This window comes from Variovorax sp. 54, from assembly GCF_002754375.1.
Classification (GTDB): domain Bacteria; phylum Pseudomonadota; class Gammaproteobacteria; order Burkholderiales; family Burkholderiaceae_C; genus Variovorax.
In genome coordinates this window covers 4,766,926-4,790,548 of record NZ_PEFF01000001.1, presented here as the reverse complement: position 1 = coordinate 4,790,548, position 23,623 = coordinate 4,766,926, and the positions used below count along the sequence as shown (strand labels likewise).

The 23,623-nt window shown below is 67.3% G+C and carries 23 protein-coding genes; 5 read left to right on the top strand and 18 right to left on the bottom strand.

Annotation, left to right across the window (positions count from 1 at the left end; all coding sequences use genetic code 11):
• Positions 1-261 precede the first annotated feature (261 nt).
• From CLU95_RS22070 to CLU95_RS22010, 13 genes are all read right to left on the bottom strand, one after another.
• Positions 262-1,740, bottom strand: coding sequence for a DegQ family serine endoprotease (locus tag CLU95_RS22070; protein WP_099795566.1), 1,479 nt, complete (start codon positions 1,738-1,740; stop codon positions 262-264).
• A gap of 108 nt (positions 1,741-1,848) precedes the next feature.
• Positions 1,849-2,928: a MucB/RseB C-terminal domain-containing protein gene (locus CLU95_RS22065; RefSeq protein ID WP_099795565.1), complete on the bottom strand. Its 1,080-nt coding sequence runs from the start codon at positions 2,926-2,928 to the stop codon at positions 1,849-1,851.
• Between the two features lie 23 nt (positions 2,929-2,951).
• Positions 2,952-3,626, bottom strand: coding sequence for a sigma-E factor negative regulatory protein (locus tag CLU95_RS22060; protein ID WP_099795564.1), 675 nt, complete (start codon positions 3,624-3,626; stop codon positions 2,952-2,954).
• 17 nt (positions 3,627-3,643) lie between these two features.
• On the bottom strand, positions 3,644-4,318 hold the full coding sequence (gene rpoE / locus CLU95_RS22055) for an RNA polymerase sigma factor RpoE (protein ID WP_099795563.1): 675 nt from the start codon (positions 4,316-4,318) through the stop codon (positions 3,644-3,646).
• A 9-nt stretch (positions 4,319-4,327) separates the two neighbouring features.
• Entirely contained in the window at positions 4,328-4,810 is a 483-nt protein-coding gene (locus tag CLU95_RS22050) for a hypothetical protein (protein ID WP_099795562.1), read from the bottom strand.
• Positions 4,811-4,823: 13 nt separating this feature from the next.
• Positions 4,824-6,068: a beta-ketoacyl-ACP synthase II gene (gene fabF, locus CLU95_RS22045; protein WP_099795561.1), complete on the bottom strand. Its 1,245-nt coding sequence runs from the start codon at positions 6,066-6,068 to the stop codon at positions 4,824-4,826.
• Positions 6,069-6,163: 95 nt separating this feature from the next.
• Positions 6,164-6,403 (bottom strand): acyl carrier protein, encoded by a 240-nt coding sequence (gene acpP, locus CLU95_RS22040; RefSeq protein ID WP_007830471.1) that lies wholly within the window; start codon positions 6,401-6,403, stop codon positions 6,164-6,166.
• Between the two features lie 100 nt (positions 6,404-6,503).
• Entirely contained in the window at positions 6,504-7,247 is a 744-nt protein-coding gene (fabG, locus tag CLU95_RS22035; RefSeq protein ID WP_062475549.1) for a 3-oxoacyl-ACP reductase FabG, read from the bottom strand.
• A gap of 32 nt (positions 7,248-7,279) precedes the next feature.
• On the bottom strand, positions 7,280-8,233 hold the full coding sequence (gene fabD, locus CLU95_RS22030; protein WP_099795560.1) for an ACP S-malonyltransferase: 954 nt from the start codon (positions 8,231-8,233) through the stop codon (positions 7,280-7,282).
• A 51-nt stretch (positions 8,234-8,284) separates the two neighbouring features.
• On the bottom strand, positions 8,285-9,262 hold the full coding sequence (locus CLU95_RS22025; RefSeq protein WP_099795559.1) for a beta-ketoacyl-ACP synthase III: 978 nt from the start codon (positions 9,260-9,262) through the stop codon (positions 8,285-8,287).
• The gene (gene plsX / locus CLU95_RS22020; RefSeq protein ID WP_099795558.1) at positions 9,262-10,359 is read right to left on the bottom strand and encodes a phosphate acyltransferase PlsX; all 1,098 of its coding nucleotides are present in this window, start codon (positions 10,357-10,359) and stop codon (positions 9,262-9,264) included. Before plsX ends, CLU95_RS22025 begins: the two co-directional genes overlap by 1 nt.
• 61 nt (positions 10,360-10,420) lie before the next feature.
• Positions 10,421-10,603 (bottom strand): 50S ribosomal protein L32, encoded by a 183-nt coding sequence (gene rpmF, locus CLU95_RS22015; protein ID WP_007830466.1) that lies wholly within the window; start codon positions 10,601-10,603, stop codon positions 10,421-10,423.
• Positions 10,604-10,776: 173 nt separating this feature from the next.
• Positions 10,777-11,334: a YceD family protein gene (locus CLU95_RS22010; protein ID WP_099795557.1), complete on the bottom strand. Its 558-nt coding sequence runs from the start codon at positions 11,332-11,334 to the stop codon at positions 10,777-10,779.
• An 86-nt stretch (positions 11,335-11,420) separates the two neighbouring features.
• Between CLU95_RS22010 and CLU95_RS22005 the strand changes: the two genes are divergently transcribed.
• The 3 genes from CLU95_RS22005 to CLU95_RS21995 are packed head-to-tail and all read left to right on the top strand — an operon-like array spanning position 11,421 to position 13,935.
• On the top strand, positions 11,421-12,002 hold the full coding sequence (locus CLU95_RS22005) for a Maf family protein (protein ID WP_099795556.1): 582 nt from the start codon (positions 11,421-11,423) through the stop codon (positions 12,000-12,002).
• Positions 11,999-12,766: an SAM-dependent methyltransferase gene (locus CLU95_RS22000; protein ID WP_180288659.1), complete on the top strand. Its 768-nt coding sequence runs from the start codon at positions 11,999-12,001 to the stop codon at positions 12,764-12,766. Before CLU95_RS22005 ends, CLU95_RS22000 begins: the two co-directional genes overlap by 4 nt.
• 2 nt (positions 12,767-12,768) lie before the next feature.
• Positions 12,769-13,935 (top strand): MFS transporter, encoded by a 1,167-nt coding sequence (locus CLU95_RS21995; protein WP_099795555.1) that lies wholly within the window; start codon positions 12,769-12,771, stop codon positions 13,933-13,935.
• A gap of 15 nt (positions 13,936-13,950) precedes the next feature.
• Here CLU95_RS21995 and CLU95_RS21990 read toward each other — a convergent pair whose 3' ends face one another.
• Genes CLU95_RS21990 through CLU95_RS21975 form a run of 4 tightly spaced genes read right to left on the bottom strand, consistent with a single transcriptional unit; the run spans position 13,951 to position 17,148 of the window.
• Positions 13,951-14,991 carry a S49 family peptidase gene (locus CLU95_RS21990; RefSeq protein ID WP_099795554.1) on the bottom strand — a complete coding sequence of 347 codons (1,041 nt, stop codon included), beginning with the start codon at positions 14,989-14,991 and terminating at the stop codon, positions 13,951-13,953.
• A 1-nt stretch (position 14,992) separates the two neighbouring features.
• Positions 14,993-15,361 (bottom strand): Rieske (2Fe-2S) protein, encoded by a 369-nt coding sequence (locus CLU95_RS21985; RefSeq protein WP_099795553.1) that lies wholly within the window; start codon positions 15,359-15,361, stop codon positions 14,993-14,995.
• A 10-nt stretch (positions 15,362-15,371) separates the two neighbouring features.
• Positions 15,372-16,055: an HAD family hydrolase gene (locus tag CLU95_RS21980; RefSeq protein ID WP_099795552.1), complete on the bottom strand. Its 684-nt coding sequence runs from the start codon at positions 16,053-16,055 to the stop codon at positions 15,372-15,374.
• Positions 16,048-17,148 carry an RluA family pseudouridine synthase gene (locus tag CLU95_RS21975; protein WP_099795551.1) on the bottom strand — a complete coding sequence of 367 codons (1,101 nt, stop codon included), beginning with the start codon at positions 17,146-17,148 and terminating at the stop codon, positions 16,048-16,050. The genes CLU95_RS21980 and CLU95_RS21975 overlap by 8 nt, the downstream gene beginning before the upstream one ends.
• Before the next feature lie 548 nt (positions 17,149-17,696).
• On the opposite strand from CLU95_RS21975, the gene CLU95_RS21970 reads away from it, so the two are divergent.
• Positions 17,697-20,975 carry an Rne/Rng family ribonuclease gene (locus tag CLU95_RS21970; protein ID WP_099795550.1) on the top strand — a complete coding sequence of 1,093 codons (3,279 nt, stop codon included), beginning with the start codon at positions 17,697-17,699 and terminating at the stop codon, positions 20,973-20,975.
• 61 nt (positions 20,976-21,036) lie between these two features.
• Here CLU95_RS21970 and CLU95_RS21965 read toward each other — a convergent pair whose 3' ends face one another.
• Entirely contained in the window at positions 21,037-21,915 is an 879-nt protein-coding gene (locus tag CLU95_RS21965) for a LysR family transcriptional regulator (RefSeq protein WP_099795549.1), read from the bottom strand.
• A gap of 110 nt (positions 21,916-22,025) precedes the next feature.
• On the opposite strand from CLU95_RS21965, the gene CLU95_RS21960 reads away from it, so the two are divergent.
• Complete coding sequence (locus CLU95_RS21960) at positions 22,026-23,594, top strand: MFS transporter (protein WP_099795548.1); 1,569 nt, start codon at positions 22,026-22,028, stop codon at positions 23,592-23,594.
• The last annotated feature ends 29 nt before the right edge of the window (positions 23,595-23,623 follow it).

Genomic DNA, 23,623 nt, shown 5'->3' with positions numbered 1-23,623 from the left:
TGTGGAGCACCGGTGGACGGCTGTCTGACATCTCGCATCGTGAAGGCCATCGCCCTCTTTATGCGCTGACTGGCCGCCAGAAGCTGTCTATTCTACCGAAATTCGTCCTTAGGCCTTTTATAAGTTAGTGATTGCAAACAAATCTTGGCGTTTTCGAGGCCCCGGATTTTTTTAGAGGCCGGCGCCGAAGCGTCGTAAACACCTCGAAAAAATGGCCCCAAACCCGACTGCCGGGTGGGGCCACTTGACGCCGGCGCCGTATCAGCGTGCGGGTCGGATCAGGGCGTACTGCGCCCAGTCACCCCGGCGATAGAGCACGCTCAGCGGCTTGCCCTTGTCCGCCTTGGCGACCGCCGCCTCGAATTCGCGGGCATTCGCCACCTCGAGATTGCCCACGGCCATGATGATGTCGCCCTCGCGCAGACCGGCCCGCGCGGCCGCATCGTTGGCGGCATCGACCTTCACACCGCCCTTGAGCTTGAGTTCTTTCTTCTGCGCGTCGGTGAGATCGCTGACCCCGAGGCCCAGTGACTTCAAGGCTGCGGAAGCCGACGGCTTCGCGGCCGGCTCGTCACGATCGCTCGCGCGCTTGGCCGGCTTGTCGGGCTCGATCTCGGCGATGGTCACGCTGAGGTCGCGCGCGCTGCCGCGACGGAACACGGTGAGCGTGCTCTTGGTGCCCGGCTTGGTGTTGCCCACGAGGCGCGGCAAGTCACTCGGCTTCTCGATCGCCTTGCCGTCGAACTTGGTGATGACGTCGCCCGGCTCCACGCCGGCCTTCTCGCCCGGCGAACCGGCTTCGACGCCGCGCACCAGCGCACCCTGCGCCTTGCTCAGGCCGATGGCTTCGGCCACGTCCTTGGTGACCTGGTCGATCTGCACGCCGATGCGGCCGCGCGAGACGCGCCCCGAGGTGCGCAGCTGCTCGCTCACGCGGATGGCTTCGTCGATCGGAATCGAGAACGAGATGCCCATGAAGCCGCCCGAGCGCGAATAGATCTGGCTGTTGATCCCCACCACTTCGCCGCGCATGTTGATCAGCGGGCCGCCCGAGTTGCCGGGGTTGATGGCCACGTCGGTCTGGATGAAGGGCAGGTACTCGCCCGTGTCGCGCTGCTTGGCGCTCACGATGCCGGCCGTGACGGTGTTCTCGAGGCCGAAGGGCGAGCCGATCGCCATGACCCATTCGCCGACGCGCAGCTTGGAGATGTCGCCCACCTTCACCGCGGGCAGGCCCGTGGCTTCGATCTTGACCACGGCCACGTCGGTGCGCTTGTCGGCACCGATGATCTTGGCCTTGAACTCACGCTTGTCGGGCAGCGTGACGAGCACCTCGGAGGCGTCTTCCACCACGTGCGCGTTGGTCATGACGTAGCCGTCGCCCGTCAGGATGAAGCCCGAGCCTACGCCGCGCGGGCGCTCTTCTTCCTGCTGCGGACGGTTCGGGCGCGGTCCCTGGCGCGGGGTGCCCGGCGCCGGCTGGCCGAAGAAGCGGCGGAAGAACTCCTGCATCTCCTCGTCCATCTCGCCATTGCCGCCGCCGCGTTGCGCGACCTTCTCGACCGTGCGGATGTTGACCACCGACGGACCGACCTGGTCGACCAGGTCGGTGAAGTCGGGCAGCGTGCGCGTTTGCGCATGCACCGACTCGACCGGCAGGAAAGTGGCACCGGCCGTCAGCGCCAGCGCACAGGCCAGCAGACCGGAACGAAGCTTGTGTCCCTCGACTTTGAACATCATCGGTTGTCTTTCAAAAAGAACAGAGCTGCAAATAACGACAGAGGCTATGAGTAGTCAGCGTCGGCTTGGTTCAGCATGGGCGCCTGCATGGCGTCAGCCCATCGCCCGTCAGCGCGTGCGCGCAAGGCTCTGGGCAAAGGCATTGAGCGTCTGCTGCGGCACCTCGCCGACCGCGGTCAGCCACCAGTCGCTGGCCGGTGCGGGCAGTCGCCTGCGGATCGCATTGGTGGCACCGATGGTCAGCACGCCGTCGCCCGGCGTGCGCGTGGGGTCGTAGCGTTCGATGAAGAGCGAGACCGTCGCGAGGCCGTCGGAGAAGGTCCACTGGACGGTGGTCGCCTCGGGCTTGGGCGGCTTGCCGTCGCTGCTGGGCAGCGCGGGCCGTCGGAAGAAGCTTCGGGGCTTGAATCCGGCCACGGGCGTGCGCAGCATCCAGCCTTCGTCCTGCGCAGTGCTGCGCTCGAGTTCGAGCTTCTCGATGCGGTAGCCGTTGGTGTTGGCCATCATCTGCACCAGCGCCTGCGCCTTCACGGGCGCGTCGAGCTGCAGTTCGGAAAACGCCGACTGCTCGACCACGCGCGTGTCGCTGTCGACGGTCTGAAGTTTCACCACGAGGCCGGAGCGTCGTTCGCTCCAGATGCGGTAGCCGAAGCGCAGCCCGTCGCGCGGCACCAGCTGCACCACGTCGGCATCGAAGCCCGCGACGCGGTCCTTGCCAATGGCGCGCACGTCGTAGTAGTCGCCCACCGACGAGTCGGGCTTGTCGGGCAGATTGGGGAAGAGGTCGAGGTTCTCGCGCTTCTCGACCTTCACGACCTTCGCCTCGGGCAGGAAGGTCATCACATTGCGGTTGCGCCGGAAGGTCGAGCGCGGTGGACCCGAGAGCGCTTCGATGCGCTCCAGCTGGTGATCGCCGTCGCGCACATGCCAGATGCGCGCGCTCGACAGGTCACCGCCCGGGGCCGACACCACGAAGGTGCCCACGTAGCTGCGCTGCCGTGCGCCCGCGTGCATGCGCTGCAGCCACTCGGTCACACCCATGGCCGGCGGCTCGTCGTTCTGCGCCGAGGGCACGCTCTTCGTGTTGGCCGGCCCGTAGCGGGTCTGCGCGGCGGCCATCTGCCCCAGGCAGAGAACGGCGAACACGAGCACGAAGGTGCGTGCGGAAATCGGCATGTGAACGGTCATTGCAGGCGGCGACGGGCGCGCATTCAGCGCGTGGGGCCCTCGAAGGTGGCGTTGCGCAGGAAACCGGACGGCATTTGCGATGCACCACCGGCCTGCTGGTGGGCTTCGAGCAGCTGGTCAAGGCGCGGATCGCGCAGCATGACCTGCGGGTTGCCATTGCCGACCAGCACGCGGGTGGGCGTCAGGACGCCGTTGCCGGGCAACGCGCTGCCACCGGCTGCTGCCGCCAGAACCGAGTTCGCCACGGGTTGCTGCGTCGCTGCCAATTGGGCACCGCCGCTCGGCACCGCGGCACCGTTGCCGACCAGCGTCCAGCTGATGGCCGCCACGGCCATCAACGACGCGGCGCCAGCCACCAGCTTCCATCGGAACACCGGCTCGTTGGCCGCCTCGGCGCGTTGCCGCTCGGGCATCGCGGCCGGCACGGCGGCGAGCGGCGCCACGGCCGCGGGCGGAGCGATCACGACTGGCTCTTGCGCGAGCCGCTGCTGGAAGCGCGCCAGGAAGGCCGACGTGTCGCTGCAGCGCGAATGCGCCGACGAGCGCAGCACATCGCCCACCACGTGGTACGCGTGCCAGGCGTCGCGCGAATCGTCTTCAGCGCAGACGGATTCGATCGCACGCGCGAACGCTTCGCCCTGCAAATGGCCGTCCGCGAGTGCGGACACCTGTTCCCGAACCGTCATCGTCTGATTCATGTCATTCACCTGCTGATCTACCAACGCTTGCCGGACTGGTTGTCCAGCAGCGGCTTGACCCTGGCCGAAATGGCCTCGCGCGCCCGGAAAATACGCGAACGCACCGTGCCGATCGGACAATCCATGACCTCGGCAATCTCTTCGTAACTCATCCCGTCGATCTCGCGCAGCGTGACCGCCTGGCGCAACTCGGTAGGGAGCGCTTCCATGGCAGCCTCGACGGCACTGGCGATTTCGTTCGCCGCCATGACCGATTCGGGGGTTTCATCGGTGGTTGGTTCGTTTCCAGGGCGGTAAGTTTCATCTTCGTCGTCCGAGGACGAACGCAGTGCGCTTTCGGAGACGGTCGGATCGCGCTTCATGTCCACCAGCGCCTTCTTGGCGGTGTTCACCGCGATCCGGTACAGCCAGGTGTAGAACTGCGCCTCGCCGCGGAACTGGTGCAGCGCGCGGTAGGCGCGAATGAAGGTTTCCTGGGCGATGTCCTCGACCAGATCGACATCGCGCACCATGCGCCCGATCAGGCGTTCGATGCGGCGCTGGTACTTGATGACCAACAGCTCGAACGCCTTCTGGTCGCCCGCAACGGTGCGCTGAACCAGCTGGAAGTCGACCTCACCCGGGCGCGGCGCCTCGGCCGCCCCATCGGGCAGCGCGGACTCCGGAGGCGCGGGCGGCAAGGAAGTGGTCATCGAAAGGGGTCAGGGCGCATCGGCCGGAGCGGTCGCGCGCCAGGGGTCGCCGGCCGGTTCGGCCGCCGGGGGCCGCGCATAGACCGCACGGCGCACGTCGCGCCAGCGTTCGGGCATGGCCCGCTGCTCGAGCCAGACCCAGCGCGCTGCGCGGCCGGGTTCGGCCAATCGGATCAGCAGCAACGACTGGAAGTCGAGCGCCACGATGGCGCGTGCAGCGAGCACGCCGCGCGACGGATCGGCACCGGTCAGCGACCAGTGCAATCCGTCGAAGTGCAGCGTGGCCGCACCGTCCCGTCGCAGGCCGAAACCCGCGGCGACACCAGAAAAGACGACGCTGAGGAGCAGCAGCAGCTGGCGCCAGCCATTGCTATCGAACAGATAGCAGGCCGCGCCCGCGCAGCAGACGCCCAGGGTCCAAAGGGCCAGAAGAATCCGGGTCGCGCCGCGGGTGCGCCCCACCGGATAGGTCACCGACGGTGCGCTGTACATGGGAGAGCGACGCTCAAGCGCGCTTGAACACCAGCGTACCGTTGGTACCGCCGAAGCCGAAGTTGTTCTTGACCGCGACGTCGATCTTCAGATCGCGCGCCTCGTTGGCGCAGTAGTCGAGATCGCACTCCGGATCCTGGTTGAAGATGTTGATGGTCGGCGGGCTCTTCTGGTGATGCAGAGCCAGCACCGTGAACACCGATTCGATGCCGCCCGCGCCGCCCAGCAGGTGGCCGGTCATGGACTTGGTCGAATTGACGACGAGTTTCTTCGCGTGATCGCCGAACGCCAGCTTGACCGCGTTGGTCTCGTTGAGGTCACCGATCAGCGTCGAGGTGCCGTGCGCGTTCAGGTACTGGACCTCGTCGGCGTTGACACCCGCATTGGCCAGTGCCATCGCCATCGAACGGCGCGGGCCGTCGACGTCGGGCGCGGTCATGTGGTACGCGTCGCCGGTCATGCCGAAGCCGGAGACTTCCGCATAGATCTTGGCGCCGCGCGCTTTGGCGTGTTCGTACTCTTCGAGCACCAGCACGCCCGAGCCCTCGCCCAGCACGAAGCCGTCGCGGTCCTTGTCCCACGGGCGCGAGGCCGTGGCGGGATCGTCGTTGCGCGTGCTCAGCGCGCGAGGCGCGGTGAAGCCGCCGATGCCCAGCGGCGAGATGGTCGATTCGGCACCGCCCGCAATCATGACGTCGGCGTCGCCGTACTCGATCATGCGTGCCGACGTGCCGATGGCATGTAGGCCGGTGGTGCAGGCGGTCACGACGGCGATGTTCGGGCCCTTGAAGCCGTACTTGATCGACACGTGGCCGGAGATCATGTTGATGATCGACGCCGGCACGAAGAACGGCGAAATGCGGCGCGGGCCGCGGCTCGCGTATTCGCCATGCGTCTGTTCGATCATCGGCAGACCGCCGATGCCCGAACCGATGTTGCAGCCGATGCGCACGGCCTTTTCATAGGGCAGCGCGTCGCCGGTCGGCAGTCCGCTGTCCTGCACCGCCTGGATGGCGGCGGCGAGTCCCAGATGAATGAAGCGGTCCATGTGACGCGCTTCTTTCTCCGAGATGTATTGGGTGATGTCGAAACCCTTGACCTCACCGGCGAACTTGCAGGCGAAGGCGCTTGCATCGAACGCGGTGATGTTCGCAATGCCCGACTTCCCGGCCAACAGGTTGGTCCAGGATTCGGTTGCGGTGTTTCCGACAGGAGCGATGCAACCGAGTCCGGTCACGACGACGCGGCGTTTGGTCATGCCGGCAAACCTTTCTGGAAGCGCTGGACCACTGCCGAGCGGCGCGGGCGGTTAAAAAAGAGCCGCCGGCCGTCGTTGCAGTGTCAGCTGGCCGATCAGGCCTTTTGATTCTTGGTGGCGTAGTCGACGGCGTTCTGCACCGTCGTGATCTTCTCTGCGTCTTCGTCGGGGATCTCGATGCCGAACTCGTCTTCGAGTGCCATCACGAGTTCGACCGTGTCGAGCGAGTCAGCGCCGAGGTCGGCCACGAAAGCCTTTTCGTTCGTCACTTGGGACTCTTCCACGCCGAGCTGCTCGGCGATGATTTTCTTGACACGTGCTTCGATATCGCTCATTTGATTCCCTCTAAGGGTTGTAGGTAACTGGTGGATTTTAGCCGGGCGGCCCGTGGCATTTGCCCCGCGCTCCGGTACGGAAAAAGATTGCGCCTTTCGGCTACATGTGCATGCCGCCGTTGACGTGCAGTTCCTGCCCCGTCACGTACGACGCCTGCGGCGATGCAAGGTAGGCCACTGCATGCGCGATGTCGGCCGGCTTGCCCAGGTGGCCCAGCGGGATCTGCGAGAGCAGCGCCTGTTGCTGGGCTTCCGGCAGGCTGGCCGTCATGTCGGTTTCGATGAAACCCGGCGCGACGCAGTTGACCGTGATGTTGCGGCTGCCGAGTTCGCGGGCCAGCGCACGGGTCATGCCCGACACGCCGGCCTTGGCGGCCGCGTAGTTGGCCTGGCCGGCATTGCCGGACGCGCCCACCACGCTCGTGATGCTGATGATGCGGCCATAGCGCTGCTTCATCATCGGACGGATCACCGCGCGCGAGAGACGGAAAACAGCCTTGAGGTTGGTGTCGAGCACCGCATCCCAATCGTCGTCCTTCATGCGCATGGCGAGCGTGTCGCGCGTGATGCCGGCGTTGTTGACCAGCACGTGGATCGCGCCGTAAGCCTGCACGATCTCGTCGATCAGGGCCTCGACGGCAGCGCCGTCGTTCACGTCGAGTGCACGGCCGCGGCCGTCGAACGCGCTCAGCGCCTGGGTGATCTTGGCAGCACCGTCGTCGGTGGTGCCGGTGCCCACGACCTTGAGGCCGCGCTGCGCGAGCTCAAGCGCAATGGCAGCGCCGATGCCGCGCGTTGCGCCGGTGACCAGGGCAACCTGGCCTTCGAATTTGGGAGTGCTCATAGAAGAGAAAGAGTATCGGGGCCTGGCGGCGTTCAGCCGGCGAGCGATTGTCGAACGTCCGCAAGGGTGGCCGGGTCGTACACCGACGCGGCTTCCAATTCGGGGGCGATGCGCTTCACCATGCCGGCCAGCACCTTGCCGGGACCGCACTCGATGATGGCGGCTACACCGCGCAGTTTCAAGGCCTGAACACTTTCGACCCAGCGCACCGGACCGGCGGCCTGGCGCACCAGGGCGTCGCGAATGCGGTCGAGGTCGGTTTCAACGGCCACGTCGATGTTGTTGAGCACCGGAATCTGCGGGGCAGCCAGCACCACGCTCGCGAGCTTTTCGCGCAGGGCTTCGGCCGCCGGCTTCATCAGGCTCGAATGGAACGGTGCCGACACCGGCAGCGGCAGCGCGCGCTTGGCGCCATTGGCTTTCAGCAGCTCGCAGGCCTTGTCGACCGCAGCCTTGCTGCCGGCGATCACGGTCTGCATCGGATCGTTGAAATTCACGGCCTCGACCACCTCGGCGCTACCGGGGCCGAACGTGGCGGTGGCTTCCGCGCAGCCGGCGATGACCTTGTCCGACGCCATGCCGAGGATCGCCGCCATCGCGCCGACGCCGACCGGCACCGCTTGCTGCATGGCCTGTGCACGGAAACGCACCAGCGGCGCGGCCTGTGCGAGCGTCAACACGCCCGAGGCGACCAGTGCCGAATATTCGCCCAGCGAGTGACCCGCCACGACGGACGGCGCGGCGCCGCCCTCGGCCAGCCAAGCGCGCCATGCGGCCACACCGGCCACCAGCATCACGGGCTGCGTGTTGGTGGTGAGCGCCAGTTCTTCTTTCGGGCCGCTCTTGATCAGTGCACCGATGTCTTCGCTCAGCGCATCAGAGGCTTCGCGCAGGGTCTCGGCCACAGCCGGGTGGTCGCCCCAGGCGTCGAGCATGCCGACCGCCTGCGAGCCCTGACCCGGAAAGACAAAAGCAAAGGATTTCATTGTTGTTTCTTCGTCACCGCGCCGACGCCCGCTCCGGGGCGCCGCAACGCACTACAGATTCAATAGCACCGCGCCCCAGGTGAAGCCACCGCCCACGCCTTCCAGCATGAGGGTCTCACCCTTCTTCACCTTGCCCGAGCGCACGGCTTCGTCGAGCGCCAGCGGGATCGAGGCGGCCGAGGTGTTGCCGTGCTCGTGCACCGTGACCACCAGCTTCTCGCGCGGCAGCTTCAGCTTCTTGGCCGTGCCTTCCATGATGCGGATGTTGGCCTGGTGCGGGATCAGCCAGTCGATGTCGGCTTCGGTCTTGCCAGCCTTGGCGAGCGTGGCGCGCGCGGCTTCTTCGAGCACGCGGACCGCCAGCTTGAAGACCGCCTGGCCGTCCATGTGCAGCAGCGGCGTGCCGAGCACGTTGCCGCCCGACACATGGCCCGGCACGCACAGGATGCCGACGTGCTTGCCGTCCGCATGCAGGTCGCTGGCCAGGATGCCGGGCTCGTCGGAGGCCTCGAGCACCACCGCGCCCGCGCCGTCGCCGAACAGCACGCAGGTCGTGCGATCGTTGAAGTCGAGGATGCGGGAGAACACTTCGGCGCCGATCACCAGCGCACAGCGCGCGGTGCCCGTGCGGATCATCGCGTCGGCCACCGTCAGTGCATAGACGAAACCGCTGCAGACCGCCTGCACATCGAAGGCCGGGCAGCCGGCGATGCCGAGCTTGTGCTGGAGGATCGCGGCCGACGACGGGAACACCATGTCCGGCGTCGAGGTCGCGACGATGATCAGATCGACATCGCTTGCCTTGCGGCCGGCGGCTTCCAGCGCGTGCTTCGCGGCTTCGAGGCCGAGATCGCTGCTGTTGACATCGGGCGCCGCGAAATGGCGCGCGTGGATGCCGGTGCGCTCGACGATCCACTGATCGGAAGTTTCGATGCCGCGAGTCGCCAGATCCTTGGCAAGGTCGTCATTGGTGACGCGGCGTGGGGGCAGGTAGCTGCCGGTGCCGGTAATGCGCGAAAAAGGGGTCATCAAGCGTGAAGGGCTGTCGCGTCGGCCGGCGCCGCCGACTCCTGCCGCGCGAGCAAAGGCGCGGCGTGGGCGATGCGGGCCCGCACGCGATCGAGCAGGTTGTTGCGAGCGGCATCATAAGCGCGATCCAACGCATGGCCGAAAGCCACTTCGTCGGCCGAGCCATGGCTCTTGAACACCAGCCCGCGCAGGCCCAGCAAGGCCGCGCCGTTGTAGCGACGGTGATCCAGGCGACCTTTGAACGCTTTTAGAACCGGGTAAGCGACAACTGCAACCAGTTTGGTAAAGATGTTCCGCGAGAACTCGACGCGAATGAACTCACCGATCATCGAGGCGACGCCCTCGCTGGCCTTCAGCGCCACATTGCCGACAAATCCATCACACACGACGATGTCGGTCGTGCCCTTGAAAATGTCGTTGCCTTCCACGTTGCCGTAGAAGTTCAGATCCTTGGAGTTGGCAGCCGTACGCAGCAGTTGACTCGCCTTCTTGATGGTTTCGCTGCCCTTGATGGCTTCTTCGCCAATATTGAGCAAACCGACCGAAGGCGATTCGTTGCCGGTCAACGCCGAAACGAGCGCCGAACCAAGAACGGCGAACTGGAGCAGGTCTTCGGCGTCGCAATCGACGTTCGCACCGAGATCGAGCACGGTGGTCGCCCCGCCCTTCACATTCGGCAGCTGGGGAGCGATGGCAGGACGGTCGATGCCATCGAGCGTCTTGAGCAGATAGCGTGCAATCGCCATCAATGCACCCGTGTTGCCAGCAGATATGGCCGCTTGCGCAGTGCCATCTTTCACCTGCTGGATTGCAACGCGCATCGAAGAGTCCTTCTTCTTACGCAGCGCGATTTCGATGGGATCGTCCATGCCGACCACTTCACTGGCCGGCACGATGCGGGCGCGCGGATGATCGGCAAACCCCGCCAGTGCGGCCGGCGCACCGACGAGCAGCAACGAGGCTTCGCTGTGCCGCGCGAGAAACGCGCGGCAGGCCGCGAGCGTGACACGCGGCCCATGGTCACCCCCCATGCAATCCACGGCGAGCGTGATTGCGGCGGGCGCAGCAGTGAGTTCGGGAGAAAAAGGCGCAGCCATCAAAACAAAGGCCCGACGCTACAGCAAAAGTAGCTTCGGGCCTCGGCCTTGGGATTCGAGATCAGGCTTCGGACTTGTTCTTGAGCACCTGACGGCCACGGTAGAAACCGTTGGGGCTGATGTGGTGGCGCAGGTGCGTTTCGCCGGTGGTCGGCTCCACGGCGATGCCGGGGACAACCAGAGCGTTGTGTGAACGGTGCATGCCGCGCTTGGAAGGCGACTTCTTGTTTTGCTGGACGGCCATGATGGCTCCTGGACGGTTAGGTGGGTGACTGGATGCGGGCTCAAGCGGTGGCAATGAGGCGAAAGCTCCGGCGGCATGCATGGAATGCCACGTTCTGCCTTTGCCTTGTATGCATTGCTGCTCACGGCGGCGCGCGCGAAGCCCATGATTATAGCCCAGCCGCAGAGAAAGGGCTACTTGCCCTCTTCGGGCTTGCGCGGACGCAACGCACCGAGCACGGCAAAGGGGTTCGGCTTGGCCTCTTCGGCCGCCTGGAAATCGTCGTCGCTCGACGACAGGCGCACCGGTGTCGGGCACACGTCGTGGACCGGCGTGGTGGGGATTTCCATCAGCAGTTCGTCCTCGATGAGCTCACGCAGATCGAAATCGCGGCTGATCACCAGCAGGTCTTCGTCGGACTCGTCGTCTTCCGCCTCGGCCGTGGCCTCGTCGGCCACAAAACGGAACCAGCGATCGACAAACAGTTCGGTATCGACCGGCGACAGGCAGCGCTGGCACACCAGCGGCACGGTGGTTTCGACGTCCAGGTGCAGCCAGGACGTCGCCTTGCCGTCGGCGCCGGGGCGCTCCTCGCCGGTCGCTTCCCAGTGGATGACGGCGTCGGCGGCCGGCGTTGCCAGTTCGGCGACGAGACGCGCAAAGCCCGGAACCGGGTCGTCGCCGTCCAGGGTGGCCGCTGCCGCGGTGAACGCGGGCACATTGAGCCTTTCGGGGGCAAATTCTCTCTTCATCTGTCCCAGTCTAGCGTGCCGGCCGGCTTCCCAGGCGAGCAACCCACCGGACGGGTCGGGTCCGGTCGCTCACGCACAATCGCTGCATGCAACGCACCGTGATCCTTGCCTCGACCTCGCGCTACCGCCGCGAACTGCTCACCCGCCTCCATCTGCCCTTCGACGTGCACGCGCCCGACGTCGACGAGACCCCGCGCGAAGGCGAAACGCCCCGTGCGCTGGCCGAGCGCCTGGCGCTGGAAAAGGCCAACGCCGTGGCCGCGCGCTTTCCCGACGCGGTGGTGATCGGCTCCGATCAGGTCGCCGACCTGGCGGGCGAAGCGCTCGGCAAGCCCGGCGACCACGCACGGGCGACGGCCCAATTGCGTCGGATGCGCGGCCAGACGCTGATCTTCCAGACCGCCGTGGCCGTCGTCTGCCAGTCCACGGGCTTCGTCCAGCGCGACATCGCCCCCGTGCGCGTGGTGTTCCGCGACCTCTCGGACGCCGCCATCGAGCGCTATCTATTAGCGGAGCAGCCCTACGACTGCGCCGGCAGCGCCAAAAGCGAGAGCTTCGGCATTGCGCTGCTCGACGCCATCGACAGCGACGACCCGACCGCGCTGGTCGGCCTGCCGCTGATCCGCACCTGCCGGATGCTGCGCGCCGCGGGGGTCGACCTGCTGTGACCACCCCAGGCAAGCTCTACCTCGTCCCCGCGCCGCTCGATTTCGGCTGCGATCTCCAGGCGCCCCTGCAGGACGCCCTGCCGCTGGGCACATTGCAGACGGCCGCCGGCATCACGCACTGGATCTGCGAAAACGCCAAGTCGGCGCGCGCCTACCTGAAGCGCATCGACGCAGTCGCCCCGCTGGCCGCGCCGCTGCAGGCGCAGAACATCCAGGAACTGCCGCGCGAAGTGCACAAGAAAGGCGACCACGCCGGCCAGTTCGACGCCCGCCCGCTGCTGGCTGCGGCCCTCGAAGGCCATGACATCGGCCTGCTGAGCGAAGCCGGCATGCCCGCCGTGGCCGACCCCGGCTCGTCGGTGGCGCGCGCCGCGCACGACCTGGGCATCACCGTCGTGCCGCTCACCGGCCCGGTATCGCTGCTGCTGGCGCTCGCCGCGAGCGGCCTGAACGGACAGAACTTCGCCTTCGTCGGCTACCTGCCGCAGGACGGCGGCGAACGCCAGGCGCGCATCCGCGAACTCGAGGCGCTCGCACTCAAGACCGGCCAGACGCAGCTCTTCATCGAAACGCCGTACCGCAACGCAGCCCTGCTGCAGGCGCTGGTGCAGACGCTGCAGCACAACACCCGGCTGGCGGTCGCGCGCGGCCTGACGCTGGCGACCGCACAGGTGCGCAGCGAGACGGTGAAAGCCTGGCGCGCCGCCAAGCCGCAGGCCGCGACCGACGAGCGCCTGCCCGCCGTGTTCGCGATCGGGCGCTGACGGTGGGGCCGGGCGTCACGGCCGGTACGCGCTGGGCGTCGCGCGCCCAGTTCTTCGCGTCGGGCTTCATCTTTGCGACCTGGGGCGTGCACGTGCCGACGGTCAAGGCGCACTACGCCATCGACGAGGCGCAACTCGGGCTCGCCATGCTCGCAGCAGGCGCCGGCGCGATGGTCGGCCTGACCAGCGCCGGGCGCTGGATCGGCCGCCACGGCCCGCGCCGCATGGCCGCGCTCTGCGGCTGCATCTACGCCCTGCTGATCGCCGGCCTCATCGCGATGCCGGGCTACGCCGCACTGCTGGGCCTGCTGGCGGTGTTCGGCCTCGTCACCAGCGTGTTCGACGTGGCGATCAACACCGAGGCCGCGCAGCTCGAACTGCGCGGCAACCAGCCGCTGATGAGCGGCATGCACGGCATGTTCAGCCTCGGCGGCATGGTCGGCGCTGCGAGCGGCAGCGCGGCGCTGGCCTCCGGCATGGCCCCGCAGACGCACTTGTGGACAGTGGCCGTGGTGATGATCGGGGTGGTCGCAATCGCGTCGACGCGCATGCTGCCCACGCCGACCGCCCCCGCTGACGGTGCGGCCGCGGCGGACCACGGCTTTCGCCTGCCGCGCGGTGTGCTTGCGGTGCTCGGCGTGCTGGCCGCGCTGGGGCTGATCGCCGAGGGCGCCATCTACGACTGGAGCGTGCTCTACATGCAGCAGGAACTGGGCAGCCCGCAGCAGCAGGCCGCACTGGCCTACGCGAGCTTTTCCGCCGCGATGGCGGCGGCGCGTTTCGGTGGCGATGCGATGCGCGCCCGCTTCTCCCCCACCGCGTTGCTGCGCGGCAGCGGCCTGCTCGCCGCAGCGGCGATGACGCTGGTGCTGCTGACCGACCTGCCCTGGCTCGCATTGCTCGGCTTCGCGGGCGTCGGCGTCGGTTTCGCGAACGTGGTGCCGATCCTGTTCGGCGCCTCGGCCCGCGTGCCGGGCGTGGCGCCTGCCAACGGCATTGCCGCCGTGTCGGCCATCGCTTACTTGGGGTTCATGGCTGGGCCCGCGGTGATCGGCCTGCTGGCGCGGGTCAGCTCGCTGACCGCCGCGCTCTATGTGGTGGTGGCCTTTGCCGCTGCGCTGGCGGCCTCGGCCCGGTTCACCGACAGCGGCGACAACAACACCGCCTGATAAAAGCCGCGCCGCTCAGCGCAGCGCCGGCGAAGTCTTCAGCGCGCTCACCGAGGCCGCGCCCATGGCGGCGCCGAACTTCTTGGCCAGCTTCTCGGCCACGTTGTCGCGGCGCGTGTAGTCGATGACTTCCTCGGCCTTGATCACCTCGCGCGCCACGAAGTCGACATTGCCCAACTGGTCGGCCAGGCCGAACTCGACAGCCTGCTCGCCGCTCCAGAAGAGGCCGCTGAACAGGCCCGGGGTGTCGAGCTTGAGGCGGTCGCCGCGACCGGTCTTCACCACGTTGATGAACTGCGTGTGGATCTGGTTGAGCATCGTCTGGGCATGCGCGCGCTGTGCGTCGCTCATCGGGCTGAACGGGTCGAGGAAGCCCTTGTTCTCACCGGCGGTCAGCAGCCGGCGCTCGACGCCGACCTTTTCCATCACGCCGGTGAAGCCGAAGCCGTCCATCAGCACGCCGATGCTGCCGACGATGCTGGCCTTGTCGACGAAGATCTTGTCGGCGCCGGCGGCGATGTAGTACGCCGCCGAGGCGCAGGTTTCTTCGACCACGGCATAGACCGGCTTCTTGTGCTTGGCCTTCAGGCGCTTGATCTCGTCGTTGATGATGCCGGCCTGCACCGGGCTGCCGCCCGGCGAATTGATCAGCAGCACCACGCCCTTGGCGCCCTCGTCCTCGAAGGCCGTCTTCATGGCGGCGATCACGAACTCGGCGCTGGCGTCGCCGCCGTTGGCGATCTCGCCCTTGATCTCGACGACGGCCGTGTGGGCCGTGGTCTTGGCGGTGCTGGGCGTGCTGCGCGAGAACGCGAACCAGGCCAGGAACACGAAGAAGGCCAACCAGCCCAGGCGCACGAAGGTCTTCCAGCGTCGCGTGGCCTTCTGCTCGTTCAGGGAGGCAAAGGCGAGTTTTTCGAGGGTGGCGCGCTCCCACCCGGGGCGCTGCGTGGGATCTTGGGCCATGGTGTTCGGGCTGTCTTGTGATGTCGTGAGGGGGGCGACCGGCTCCAGCGGTTCGAAACCTTGGGGCTCCCTGCGGTTCGGATCGGTCATGTCAGAAGGAAAGAGGTTGGAGGTTCCAGTCAGTATGCCAGTGCACCACGCCGTCTTCTTCGCTCAGCGCGATCTTGACGAGCCCGCCGCGGCACGGCCCACCCGCGCATTCGCCGGTGTCGGGCGCGTAGACGGCGCCGTGGGTGGCGCACAGCAGCCACTGGCCGGAGTCGTCGAAGAAGCGGTCGGGCTGGAAGTCCATCTCCATCGCCACATGGCTGCAGCGGTTGAGGTACGCATGCGGCAGGCCTTCGAAGCGCACCGCGAAGGCGCGGCAGGTTTCGCCGCCATGAACCACGTCGAAGGGCACGGCGTTGCCGCCCTCGACCAGGTCCGAGGCATTGCACAACGGGATGCGCTGATCACTCATGCGCGCCCCCTCAGGCGTTGTCGAGCAGCCAGGCCTGCAGCTCGGCGATCGACTGCGCCACGTACAGCGGCTTGAATTCGTCGAAGGTCGACGACGCGTGCGCGCCGAAGCCCACGCCCACGCTGGCGCAGCCGGCGTTCTGCGCCAGCTGCAGGTCGTGCGTGGTGTCGCCGATCATCAGCGTGCGCTCGGCCGGCACGTCGAGTTCTTCCATGAGTTCGAGCAGCATGCGCGGATGCGGCTTGCCGAAGGTTTCGTCGGCGGTGCGCGAGGCGTCGAAGCGGTCGCGCAGCGCCACCGTCTTCAAGGCTTCGTTGAGGCCGCGGCGTGACTTGCCCGTGGCCACGGCCAGCTTGTGGCCGCGCGCGCGCAGCGCATCGAGCATCGGCAGCACGCCGTCGAACAGCACGAGATCGTCCTGGTGCTGCAGGAAGTGGTAACGATAGCGGGCGCCGAGCTCGGGGTACTTTTCCTTCGGCACGTCGGGCGCCGCGCGCGCGAGCGCCTCGGCCAGACCCAGGCCGATCACCCAGGCGGCATCGTCCTCGCTGGGCTTGGCGCCGCCGACATCGACCACGGCCGCCTGGATGCAGCGCACGATCAGGCGGGTGGAGTCATAGAGCGTGCCGTCCCAGTCGAAGGCGATCAGGTCGAAACGAGGGGAACGTGCAGGGCGGGCGGAAGAATCAGTCATGGGCCGTGGGGGTGGGGTGTTGCGCCATCGCCTCGAGCGCCGCACGCGACATCAGCGTGTGCAGCTCGGGCGGCAGTCCGGCCTGCAGCGCGATGCGCTCGCCGCTGGCCGGGTGGTTGAATTGCAGCCGCCACGCATGCAGGAACATGCGCTTGAGGCCGAGTTTGTGCAAGGCGCGCTGCCGATCGGACTCGCCGTACTTGTCATCGCCGGCAATCGGATGCCCGGCCGAGGCCAGGTGCACGCGGATCTGGTGGGTGCGCCCCGTCTTGATGGTCACCGCCAGCAAGGACAGTGGCGTCGCGTCGCCCGGCAGCGTGAGCCGCGCGAGCACGCGCACCAGCGTGACGGCGCGCATCGCGTCGGGGTGGTCCTTGGCGACCACGCGCACGCGGCGCTCGCCGGCACCAGCGCCCGAGCCGTCGGGCAGCAGGTACTTGGCGAGCGGCGCGTCGAGCACCTTCTTGTTAGAGGGCCAGTCGCCCTCGACCAGCGCCAGGTAGGTCTTGCCGGTTTCACGCTCGCGGAACTGGTCCTGCAATGCCACCAGCGCGCTGCGCTTCTTGGCGACCAGCAGGATGCCGGAGGTTTCGCGGTCGAGCCGATGCACCAGTTCGAGGAACTTGGCGCCCGGACGCGCCGTGCGCAATTGCTCGATCACGCCGAAGCTCACGCCGCTGCCGCCGTGCACCGCGACACCGGCCGGCTTGTCGATGGCCAGCACGGCCTCGTCTTCGAGCAGCACCGGAAACTCCCGCGCCGGCGCGGGTGGCGTGGCGCCCTCTTCGGCGCGCGGCGAAATCCGCACCGGCGGAATCCGGACCTGGTCGCCGTCCTCGATTCGGGTGTCGGCCTGGACACGGCCCTTGTTGATGCGCACCTCGCCCGACCGGATGATCCGGTAGACGTGCGTCTTCGGCACGCCTTTCAGATGGCGAAACAGGAAATTGTCGAGACGCTGCCCTGCCGATTCGGCGTCGACGGTCAGGAAGTGGATGGCCGCGTGCGGCGTGCCGGTGTCGGCGCCCGCGGGTCGATCCGCGGGATTTGGAGCCCCCGTGGGGCTTTTCTTCGCACCTATAATGTTTTTCACCAGCGCGGTCGTGTAAGTGCTTGATTAGACAGAAGTTTAGAGCACTGACGACCATGCTGTGAGGTCGATGCCGCTTTGGCGTCCAGCCCGCAAACCCCGCGCAATCGCGCAAAGTGGCAGGCCAGGCACCCAAGTCAAGCCGACACCCACGAAACACCGATACGGAATACCCAGCCTGCAGCTTCCAAGCTGCAGGCGGATCGAAGCGAGTCCCTTGTTGTGTTGATGCTGCTGATTCAAATATGCCTGCGCTGGTCGACCTGGTTTCGACCAGTCGCCTCAGGCATTGAATTGCCCGCAGTGCGCGCCACCCTTGCGCAACCGGCTGTCAATAAGACAGCCACCCAACACCGAATCTGGCTCGCGCCCATCCACGCGCCCCCACCCCGGCTGTCTTCTTGAGCTGACGCTCGAGAGGCCTGTTCGCGCCTGGCGCGGCAGTCACAGCATCCGGGGCCAAGCGGCAATTCCCTGGTTTCGCGGGCGTCGTCCGTGCATCGTTGGCTCGTCATGAGCCGGTAGAACGATACATATAAGGACAACGCATCATGAAGCGGATGCTGATCAATGCCACGCAGCCGGAAGAACGGCGCCTGGCCATCGTCGACGGGCAAAAGCTCCTCGACTACGAAATCGAGATCGAAGGGCGTGAACAGCGCAAGGGCAACATCTACAAAGCGGTCGTGACCCGCGTCGAGCCTTCGCTCGAAGCCTGTTTCGTCGACTACGGCGAAGACCGCCACGGCTTCCTGCCGTTCAAGGAAATCTCCAAGCAGTATTTCGCCGAAGGCGTGTCGGCCAGCCAGGCCCGCATCCAGGACGTGATCCGTGAAGGCCAGGAACTCACCGTCCAGGTCGAAAAGGAAGAACGCGGCAACAAGGGCGCCGCCCTCACCACCTTCATCTCGCTGGCCGGCCGCTATGTCGTGCTGATGCCGAACAACCCCCGTGGCGGTGGCGTGTCGCGCCGCATCGAGGGTGACGACCGCGCCGAGCTCAAGGAGGCGATGGACCAGCTCGAGTACCCGAAGGGCATGAGCATCATCGCGCGCACCGCCGGCATCGGCCGCTCGGCGCCCGAACTCCAGTGGGACCTGAACTACCTGCTCAAGCTCTGGACCGCCATCGACGGCGCGGGCAAGGGCGGCAAGGGCGCCTTCCTGATTTACCAGGAATCGTCGCTCGTGATCCGCGCCATCCGTGATTACTTCAATCACGACATCGGCGACATCCTGATCGACACCGACGACATCTACGACCAGGCGCAGCAGTTCATGGCGCACGTCATGCCCGAGCATGCCGCCCGCGTGAAGCGCTATCGCGACGACGCGGCGCTGTTCAGCCGCTTCCAGATCGAGCACCAGATCGAATCGGCCTACGCCCGCACCGTGCAGCTGCCTTCGGGCGGCGCCATCGTCATCGACCACACCGAAGCACTGGTCTCGGTCGACGTGAACTCGGCCCGCGCCATCAAGGGCGGCGACATCGAAGAAACCGCCACCCGCACCAACCTCGAAGCCGCCGACGAAGTGGCCCGCCAGATGCGCCTGCGCGACCTGGGCGGCCTGATCGTCATCGACTTCATCGACATGGACGAGTCGAAGAACCGCCGCGAAGTCGAAAGCCGCCTGCGCGACGCGCTGCGCCAAGACCGCGCCCGCGTGCAGTTCGGTTCGATCAGCAAGTTCGGCCTGATGGAAATGAGCCGCCAGCGCCTGAAGCCGGCGCTGTCCGAAGGTTCGTCGATCCCCTGCCCCCGTTGCGGCGGCTCGGGCCACATCCGCGACACCGAATCGAGCGCGCTCCAAATCCTGCGCATCATTCAGGAAGAGTCCATGAAGGACAACACGGCCGCCGTGCATGTGCAGGTGCCCGTGGAAGTCGCTTCGTTCCTGCTGAACGAAAAGCGCCCTGAAATCGCCAAGATCGAGCTCAAGCAGCGCGTCACCGTGCTGATGGTGCCCAACAAGACGCTCGAAACGCCGAACTACAAGCTCGAGCGCCTGAAGCACGACGATCCGCGTCTCGATCACATCGAAGCCAGCTACAAGATGGCCGACGAGATCGAAGACCCGACCTCGGTCACGCGCCGTTCGCAAGAACCCACCAACAAGCAGACGCCGGTCATCAAGGGCGTGCTGCCCGACGCACCCGCGCCGGTGGTGCCGCCCAAGCCCGAAGCGGTGCGCGCAGCTGCGCCCGCCCCGGCACCGGTGGCCCCGCCCGTGGTGGCCGCACCGGCCCCGGCACAGACCGGCTTCATGGCCTGGATCAAGAGCTTCTTCGGCGGCGGCTCGCCGGCGCCCGCACCGGCTCCGGCGCCCAGCGCCATTCCGGTCGAAGCACCGAAGCCCCGCCGCGATGGTGGCCGTGGTGCAGGCCGTGACGGCGAAGCGCGCGGCGCGCGCGGCGCCGACGGCGAACAGCGCCGCGGCGGACGCGGCGGCGAAGGCCGTGGCGAAGGCGGCGGCCGTTCGGGCGGTCGCGACGGCGAGCGCCGTGGCGGACGCGGCGGTGAGCGCCGTGAAGGCGGCGGTGGCGAACGCCGCGGCGAGGCTCGCAACACCGAGCAACGCAACGACAGCACCAACCCGGCACGCGAGCAACGCGAACCGCGCGAGGCACGTGAAGCACGCGCCCCGCGTGACGGCGAACAGCGCCGTGGCGGTCGCGGCGAGCGCCGCGAAGGTGGCGAAGGCCGCAACGCGCCGGCCGAAGCCCTGCTCGACGGCAACCTGAACCTCGACGCGCAGCAACAGCAGCCGGCACCCGGCGGCGACGAGAACGGCAATGCCGCAGCGGAACGCGCACCGCGCGCCCGCGGCGAGCGCCGTGAACGTGGCGAGCGCGGCGAGCGTGGTGAACGTGGCGGCGACCGCAACGACCGCGGTGAACGCAGCGGCGACGCGCAGCAGCAACAGCCGCGCGACGACGAGGCAGCACCCGCCGGCGACGGCGAGCGCCAACCCCGCAACGGCCGTGGCGACGAGTCGCGCGGCCCGCGCGGTGAGCGCGGTGAGCGCAACGACGGCCGCCGCGAGCGCCGCAACGACGCACCTGCAGCCAACGAAGGCGACGCACGCGTGGTCGAATCGGCTGCCGCCGGCGACGCCGAGCAAGGCAACAACAACGAAGGCAACGAGCAGCAAGCCCCGCGCCGCGACGGCGAAGAGCGCCGCGGCCGTTCGCGTGACCGTTACGGCCGTGACCGCCGCGAACGCGGTCCGCGTGACGACGCCGGCAACGGTGGCAACGAAGCCAATGCCGCAGAAGCCGCACCGGTCGCCGAAGGCGCCGTGGCTGCTGCCGAAGGCCAGGCCGAGCGCCAGCCTCAGCAGCAACTGCCGCTGGTGGCGGAAGTCGCTGCCGTGGCTGTGGTGGCCACCGCTGTCGAAGTGCGCGAACCCGCACCGCAGGTGCAAGAGCAACCGCGCTTCGAGCGCCCCGCTGCACCCGCACCGGCACCTGTCGCCGCAGCGCCCATCGTGGTGGAAACGGCAGCCAAGCCCGCCGCAGCCGCAGCGCCCGCCGGCAACGGCCGCGCACTGCCCAAGGTGCAGGCCTTCGAGCTGCCGCTGAACGAACTCGCGCAGATCGCCGAGAGCTCGGGCCTGCAGTGGGTCAACTCGGATGCCGACCGCATCGCGCAAGCGCGCGCCGCGATAGCCGCCGAGCCGAAGCCGGTCCACGTGCCGCGTGAGCGCCCGCCCGTGATCGTGCTCGACGAAGGTCCGCTGGTGCTGGTCGAAACCCGCCGCGACCTCGGTTCGATGGCGCTGCCGTTCGAACAGCAACAGCAGCCGCAGGAACAGCAGCGCTCGCTCTGAGCCCTGCTTCCTCGCAAGTAAAAACGGCGCCTTCGTGGCGCCGTTTTTTTTGCTTCAAAGTTCAGGCCTGCTGCGGTAGTGCCTCGACACCGGGCAGGTCCGGCATCTCCAGGATCAGCTGCCCGAACCGACAGGCGCACGGCGTCTTCCCGTTCTCGCTCCAGATCAGCGAGAAGTTCACGCTCGGCAGCGACGGCAGGCCGTAGCGGCCGTCGACGATCTTCATGCCCGGCTCCACCTCTTCGCGCGTGAGCACCGTTACTGCGAGCCCCGCCAGCACCGCCGCGCGAATGCCCTGCGGGCTGGCCGAGGTGAAGACCACGTGCCAGTCGAGCGACGCCAGGTCGAGCGCCGAGCCGGCCACCTGCCGATTGACGCAAGGCTTCGGAAAAAACGCCAGCGGCAGCGACGCGCCCTTCGGCGCTTCGAAGGTTTCGGCCGCGGCCCACACGAGCTGGGTGCGCCGCAGGCACGTGCCCTCCACCACCTCGGGCGGCGACATCACGACCGCAAGGTCAAGCTCGCCGGCGCGGATGGCGGCGCGCAGGTCGATGTGCATGCTCACGCAGACCTCCATGCGCACCGCCGGAAACCCGCGCGCGAACTGCGAGAGCAGCGGCGGTAGGCGGTCGCCCATGAAGTTGTCCGGCACGCCGAAGCGCACCACGCCCGAGATCGGCGAGGGCTGGAAGCGCCGCGTCATGGCGTCGAGCGTGTCGAGAATCTGCTGCGCGTAGCGCAGGAAGTCTTCCCCGTCTTCGGTCACCGTGAGGCGGCGCGTCGTGCGGTGCAGCAGCGGCCGGCCCACCTGCGCCTCGAGCTTGCGGATCTGGTGGCTGATGGCCGACTGGGTCAGGTGCAGGCGCTCGGCGGCGCGCGTGAAGCCGCCGGTTTCCTTGACGGCCACGAAGGCGCGCAACAGCGTGGGGTCGAAGTCCATGGCGATCCTGGATAAATGATGGTTCCTAATGAATTCTAGGAAATCAAATCATTTCCATCATGAAGAGGGTTTCAACAGAATCGCATGAACCTCTTCTGGAAAGCCGTTTGATGCCTCTCTCTCCCGCCGGCAAGAACCGGATCGCCCTGTCCGCGGTCTGCCTCATTGCCTTGATGTTCGGCCTGGAAATCTCCAGCGTGCCGGTCATTCTTCCCACGCTCGAAAAATCACTGCACGGCGACTTCAGCGACATGCAGTGGATCATGAACGCCTACACCCTCGCTTGCACCACGGTGTTGATGGCGGCCGGCACCGTGGCCGACCGCTACGGCCGCAAGCGCGTGCTGATCGTCGGCGTGGTGCTGTTCGGCCTCACCTCGCTGGCGTGCGGCATCGCAGGCAACGCATGGGTGCTGATCGTCAGTCGCTTCCTGCAGGGCCTGGCCGGCGGCGCGATGCTGATCTGCCAGCTCGCGGTGCTGTCGCACCAGTTCCAGGAAGGCAAGGAGCGCAGCAAGGCCTTCGCCATCTGGGGCGTGGTGTTCGGCATGGGGCTGGGCTTCGGGCCGATCGTCGGCGGCGCGATCGTGGCGCTGTCGAGCTGGCAATGGGTGTTCCTGGTCCACGTGCCGCTGGCCGTGGTGGCGCTGGCGCTCGTGTGGGGCAGCGTGGAAGAGTCGAGTGACCCCGACGCGAAACGGCTCGATCTGCCGGGCATCGTCACGCTGTCGCTGGCGGTGTTCGGCCTCACCTACTACATCACGCAGGGGCCGGGCCTCGGCTTCGCGAGCCCCGCGGCCATCGGCATCCTCGTGGCGACGCTGGCCAGCTTCGCCGTCTTCCTGTGGGTCGAGACGATCAACCCGCACCCGATGTTCGACTTTTCGGTCTTCCGCATCCGCAATTTCTCGGGCTCGATCGTCGGCTCCATCGGCATGAACTTCAGTTTCTGGCCGTTCATGATCTACCTGCCGATCTACTTCCAGAGCGGCCTGGGCTACGACGCCGTCACGGCCGGCTCGGCGCTGCTGGCCTACACGCTGCCCACGCTCGTGCTGCCGCCGCTGGCCGAGCGCCTGTCGATGCGCTACCGGCCCGGCGTGGTCATCCCGGCGGGGCTGTTCGTGATCGGACTCGGCTTCATCGCGATGCGTTGGGGCAGCGGCGTGGCGCACGCGAGCTGGCTCACGCTGTTGCCCGGCTGCCTGCTGGCCGGCATCGGGCTGGGCCTGACGAACACGCCCGTGACCAACACCACCACGGGCTCGGTGTCGAGCGCACGCGCGGGCATGGCCTCGGGCATGGACATGAGCGCGCGGCTGATCACGCTGGCCATCAACATCGCGCTGATGGGGTTCCTGCTGCTCGAAGGCATTCATGCACACCTGAAAAGCGCCCTGTCGGCATCGCTCGATGCAGAGCAGCTGCGCGCGCTGGCGGAGAAGGTCGCGGCGGGCAGCTTCGCGTCGCTGCCCGAGACCTTTCCGGTGCTGTCGCAGGCCGACCCGTCGGGCGCCGTCGTGCATGCGGCGCTGGTGCAGAGCTTCGGGTGGGTGATGCTCTACGGCGGCATCGGGGTGTGGGTGCTGGCCGGCCTCAGCCTGTTGATCTTCGGCAACGGCAAGCCATCGGTGCGAACAACGGGCCTGGCGGCCGCCAAGGAATCCGCGTGCTCCTGAGGCCAGGGCGCACGACGGACCCAGAAAAC

Bases quoted from the DNA above. Each gene is read 5' to 3' on its own strand.
- CLU95_RS22070 (WP_099795566.1), bottom strand. From the start codon at position 1,740: ATGATGTTCAAAGTCGAGGGACACAAGCTTCGTTCCGGTCTGCTGGCC.
- CLU95_RS22065 (WP_099795565.1), bottom strand. From the start codon at position 2,928: ATGACCGTTCACATGCCGATTTCCGCACGCACCTTCGTGCTCGTGTTC.
- CLU95_RS22060 (WP_099795564.1), bottom strand. From the start codon at position 3,626: ATGAATCAGACGATGACGGTTCGGGAACAGGTGTCCGCACTCGCGGAC.
- rpoE (WP_099795563.1), bottom strand. From the start codon at position 4,318: ATGACCACTTCCTTGCCGCCCGCGCCTCCGGAGTCCGCGCTGCCCGAT.
- CLU95_RS22050 (WP_099795562.1), bottom strand. From the start codon at position 4,810: ATGTACAGCGCACCGTCGGTGACCTATCCGGTGGGGCGCACCCGCGGC.
- fabF (WP_099795561.1), bottom strand. From the start codon at position 6,068: ATGACCAAACGCCGCGTCGTCGTGACCGGACTCGGTTGCATCGCTCCT.
- acpP (WP_007830471.1), bottom strand. From the start codon at position 6,403: ATGAGCGATATCGAAGCACGTGTCAAGAAAATCATCGCCGAGCAGCTC.
- fabG (WP_062475549.1), bottom strand. From the start codon at position 7,247: ATGAGCACTCCCAAATTCGAAGGCCAGGTTGCCCTGGTCACCGGCGCA.
- fabD (WP_099795560.1), bottom strand. From the start codon at position 8,233: ATGAAATCCTTTGCTTTTGTCTTTCCGGGTCAGGGCTCGCAGGCGGTC.
- CLU95_RS22025 (WP_099795559.1), bottom strand. From the start codon at position 9,262: ATGACCCCTTTTTCGCGCATTACCGGCACCGGCAGCTACCTGCCCCCA.
- plsX (WP_099795558.1), bottom strand. From the start codon at position 10,359: ATGGCTGCGCCTTTTTCTCCCGAACTCACTGCTGCGCCCGCCGCAATC.
- rpmF (WP_007830466.1), bottom strand. From the start codon at position 10,603: ATGGCCGTCCAGCAAAACAAGAAGTCGCCTTCCAAGCGCGGCATGCAC.
- CLU95_RS22010 (WP_099795557.1), bottom strand. From the start codon at position 11,334: ATGAAGAGAGAATTTGCCCCCGAAAGGCTCAATGTGCCCGCGTTCACC.
- CLU95_RS22005 (WP_099795556.1), top strand. From the start codon at position 11,421: ATGCAACGCACCGTGATCCTTGCCTCGACCTCGCGCTACCGCCGCGAA.
- CLU95_RS21990 (WP_099795554.1), bottom strand. From the start codon at position 14,991: ATGACCGATCCGAACCGCAGGGAGCCCCAAGGTTTCGAACCGCTGGAG.
- CLU95_RS21985 (WP_099795553.1), bottom strand. From the start codon at position 15,361: ATGAGTGATCAGCGCATCCCGTTGTGCAATGCCTCGGACCTGGTCGAG.
- CLU95_RS21980 (WP_099795552.1), bottom strand. From the start codon at position 16,055: ATGACTGATTCTTCCGCCCGCCCTGCACGTTCCCCTCGTTTCGACCTG.
- CLU95_RS21970 (WP_099795550.1), top strand. From the start codon at position 17,697: ATGAAGCGGATGCTGATCAATGCCACGCAGCCGGAAGAACGGCGCCTG.
- CLU95_RS21965 (WP_099795549.1), bottom strand. From the start codon at position 21,915: ATGGACTTCGACCCCACGCTGTTGCGCGCCTTCGTGGCCGTCAAGGAA.
- CLU95_RS21960 (WP_099795548.1), top strand. From the start codon at position 22,026: ATGCCTCTCTCTCCCGCCGGCAAGAACCGGATCGCCCTGTCCGCGGTC.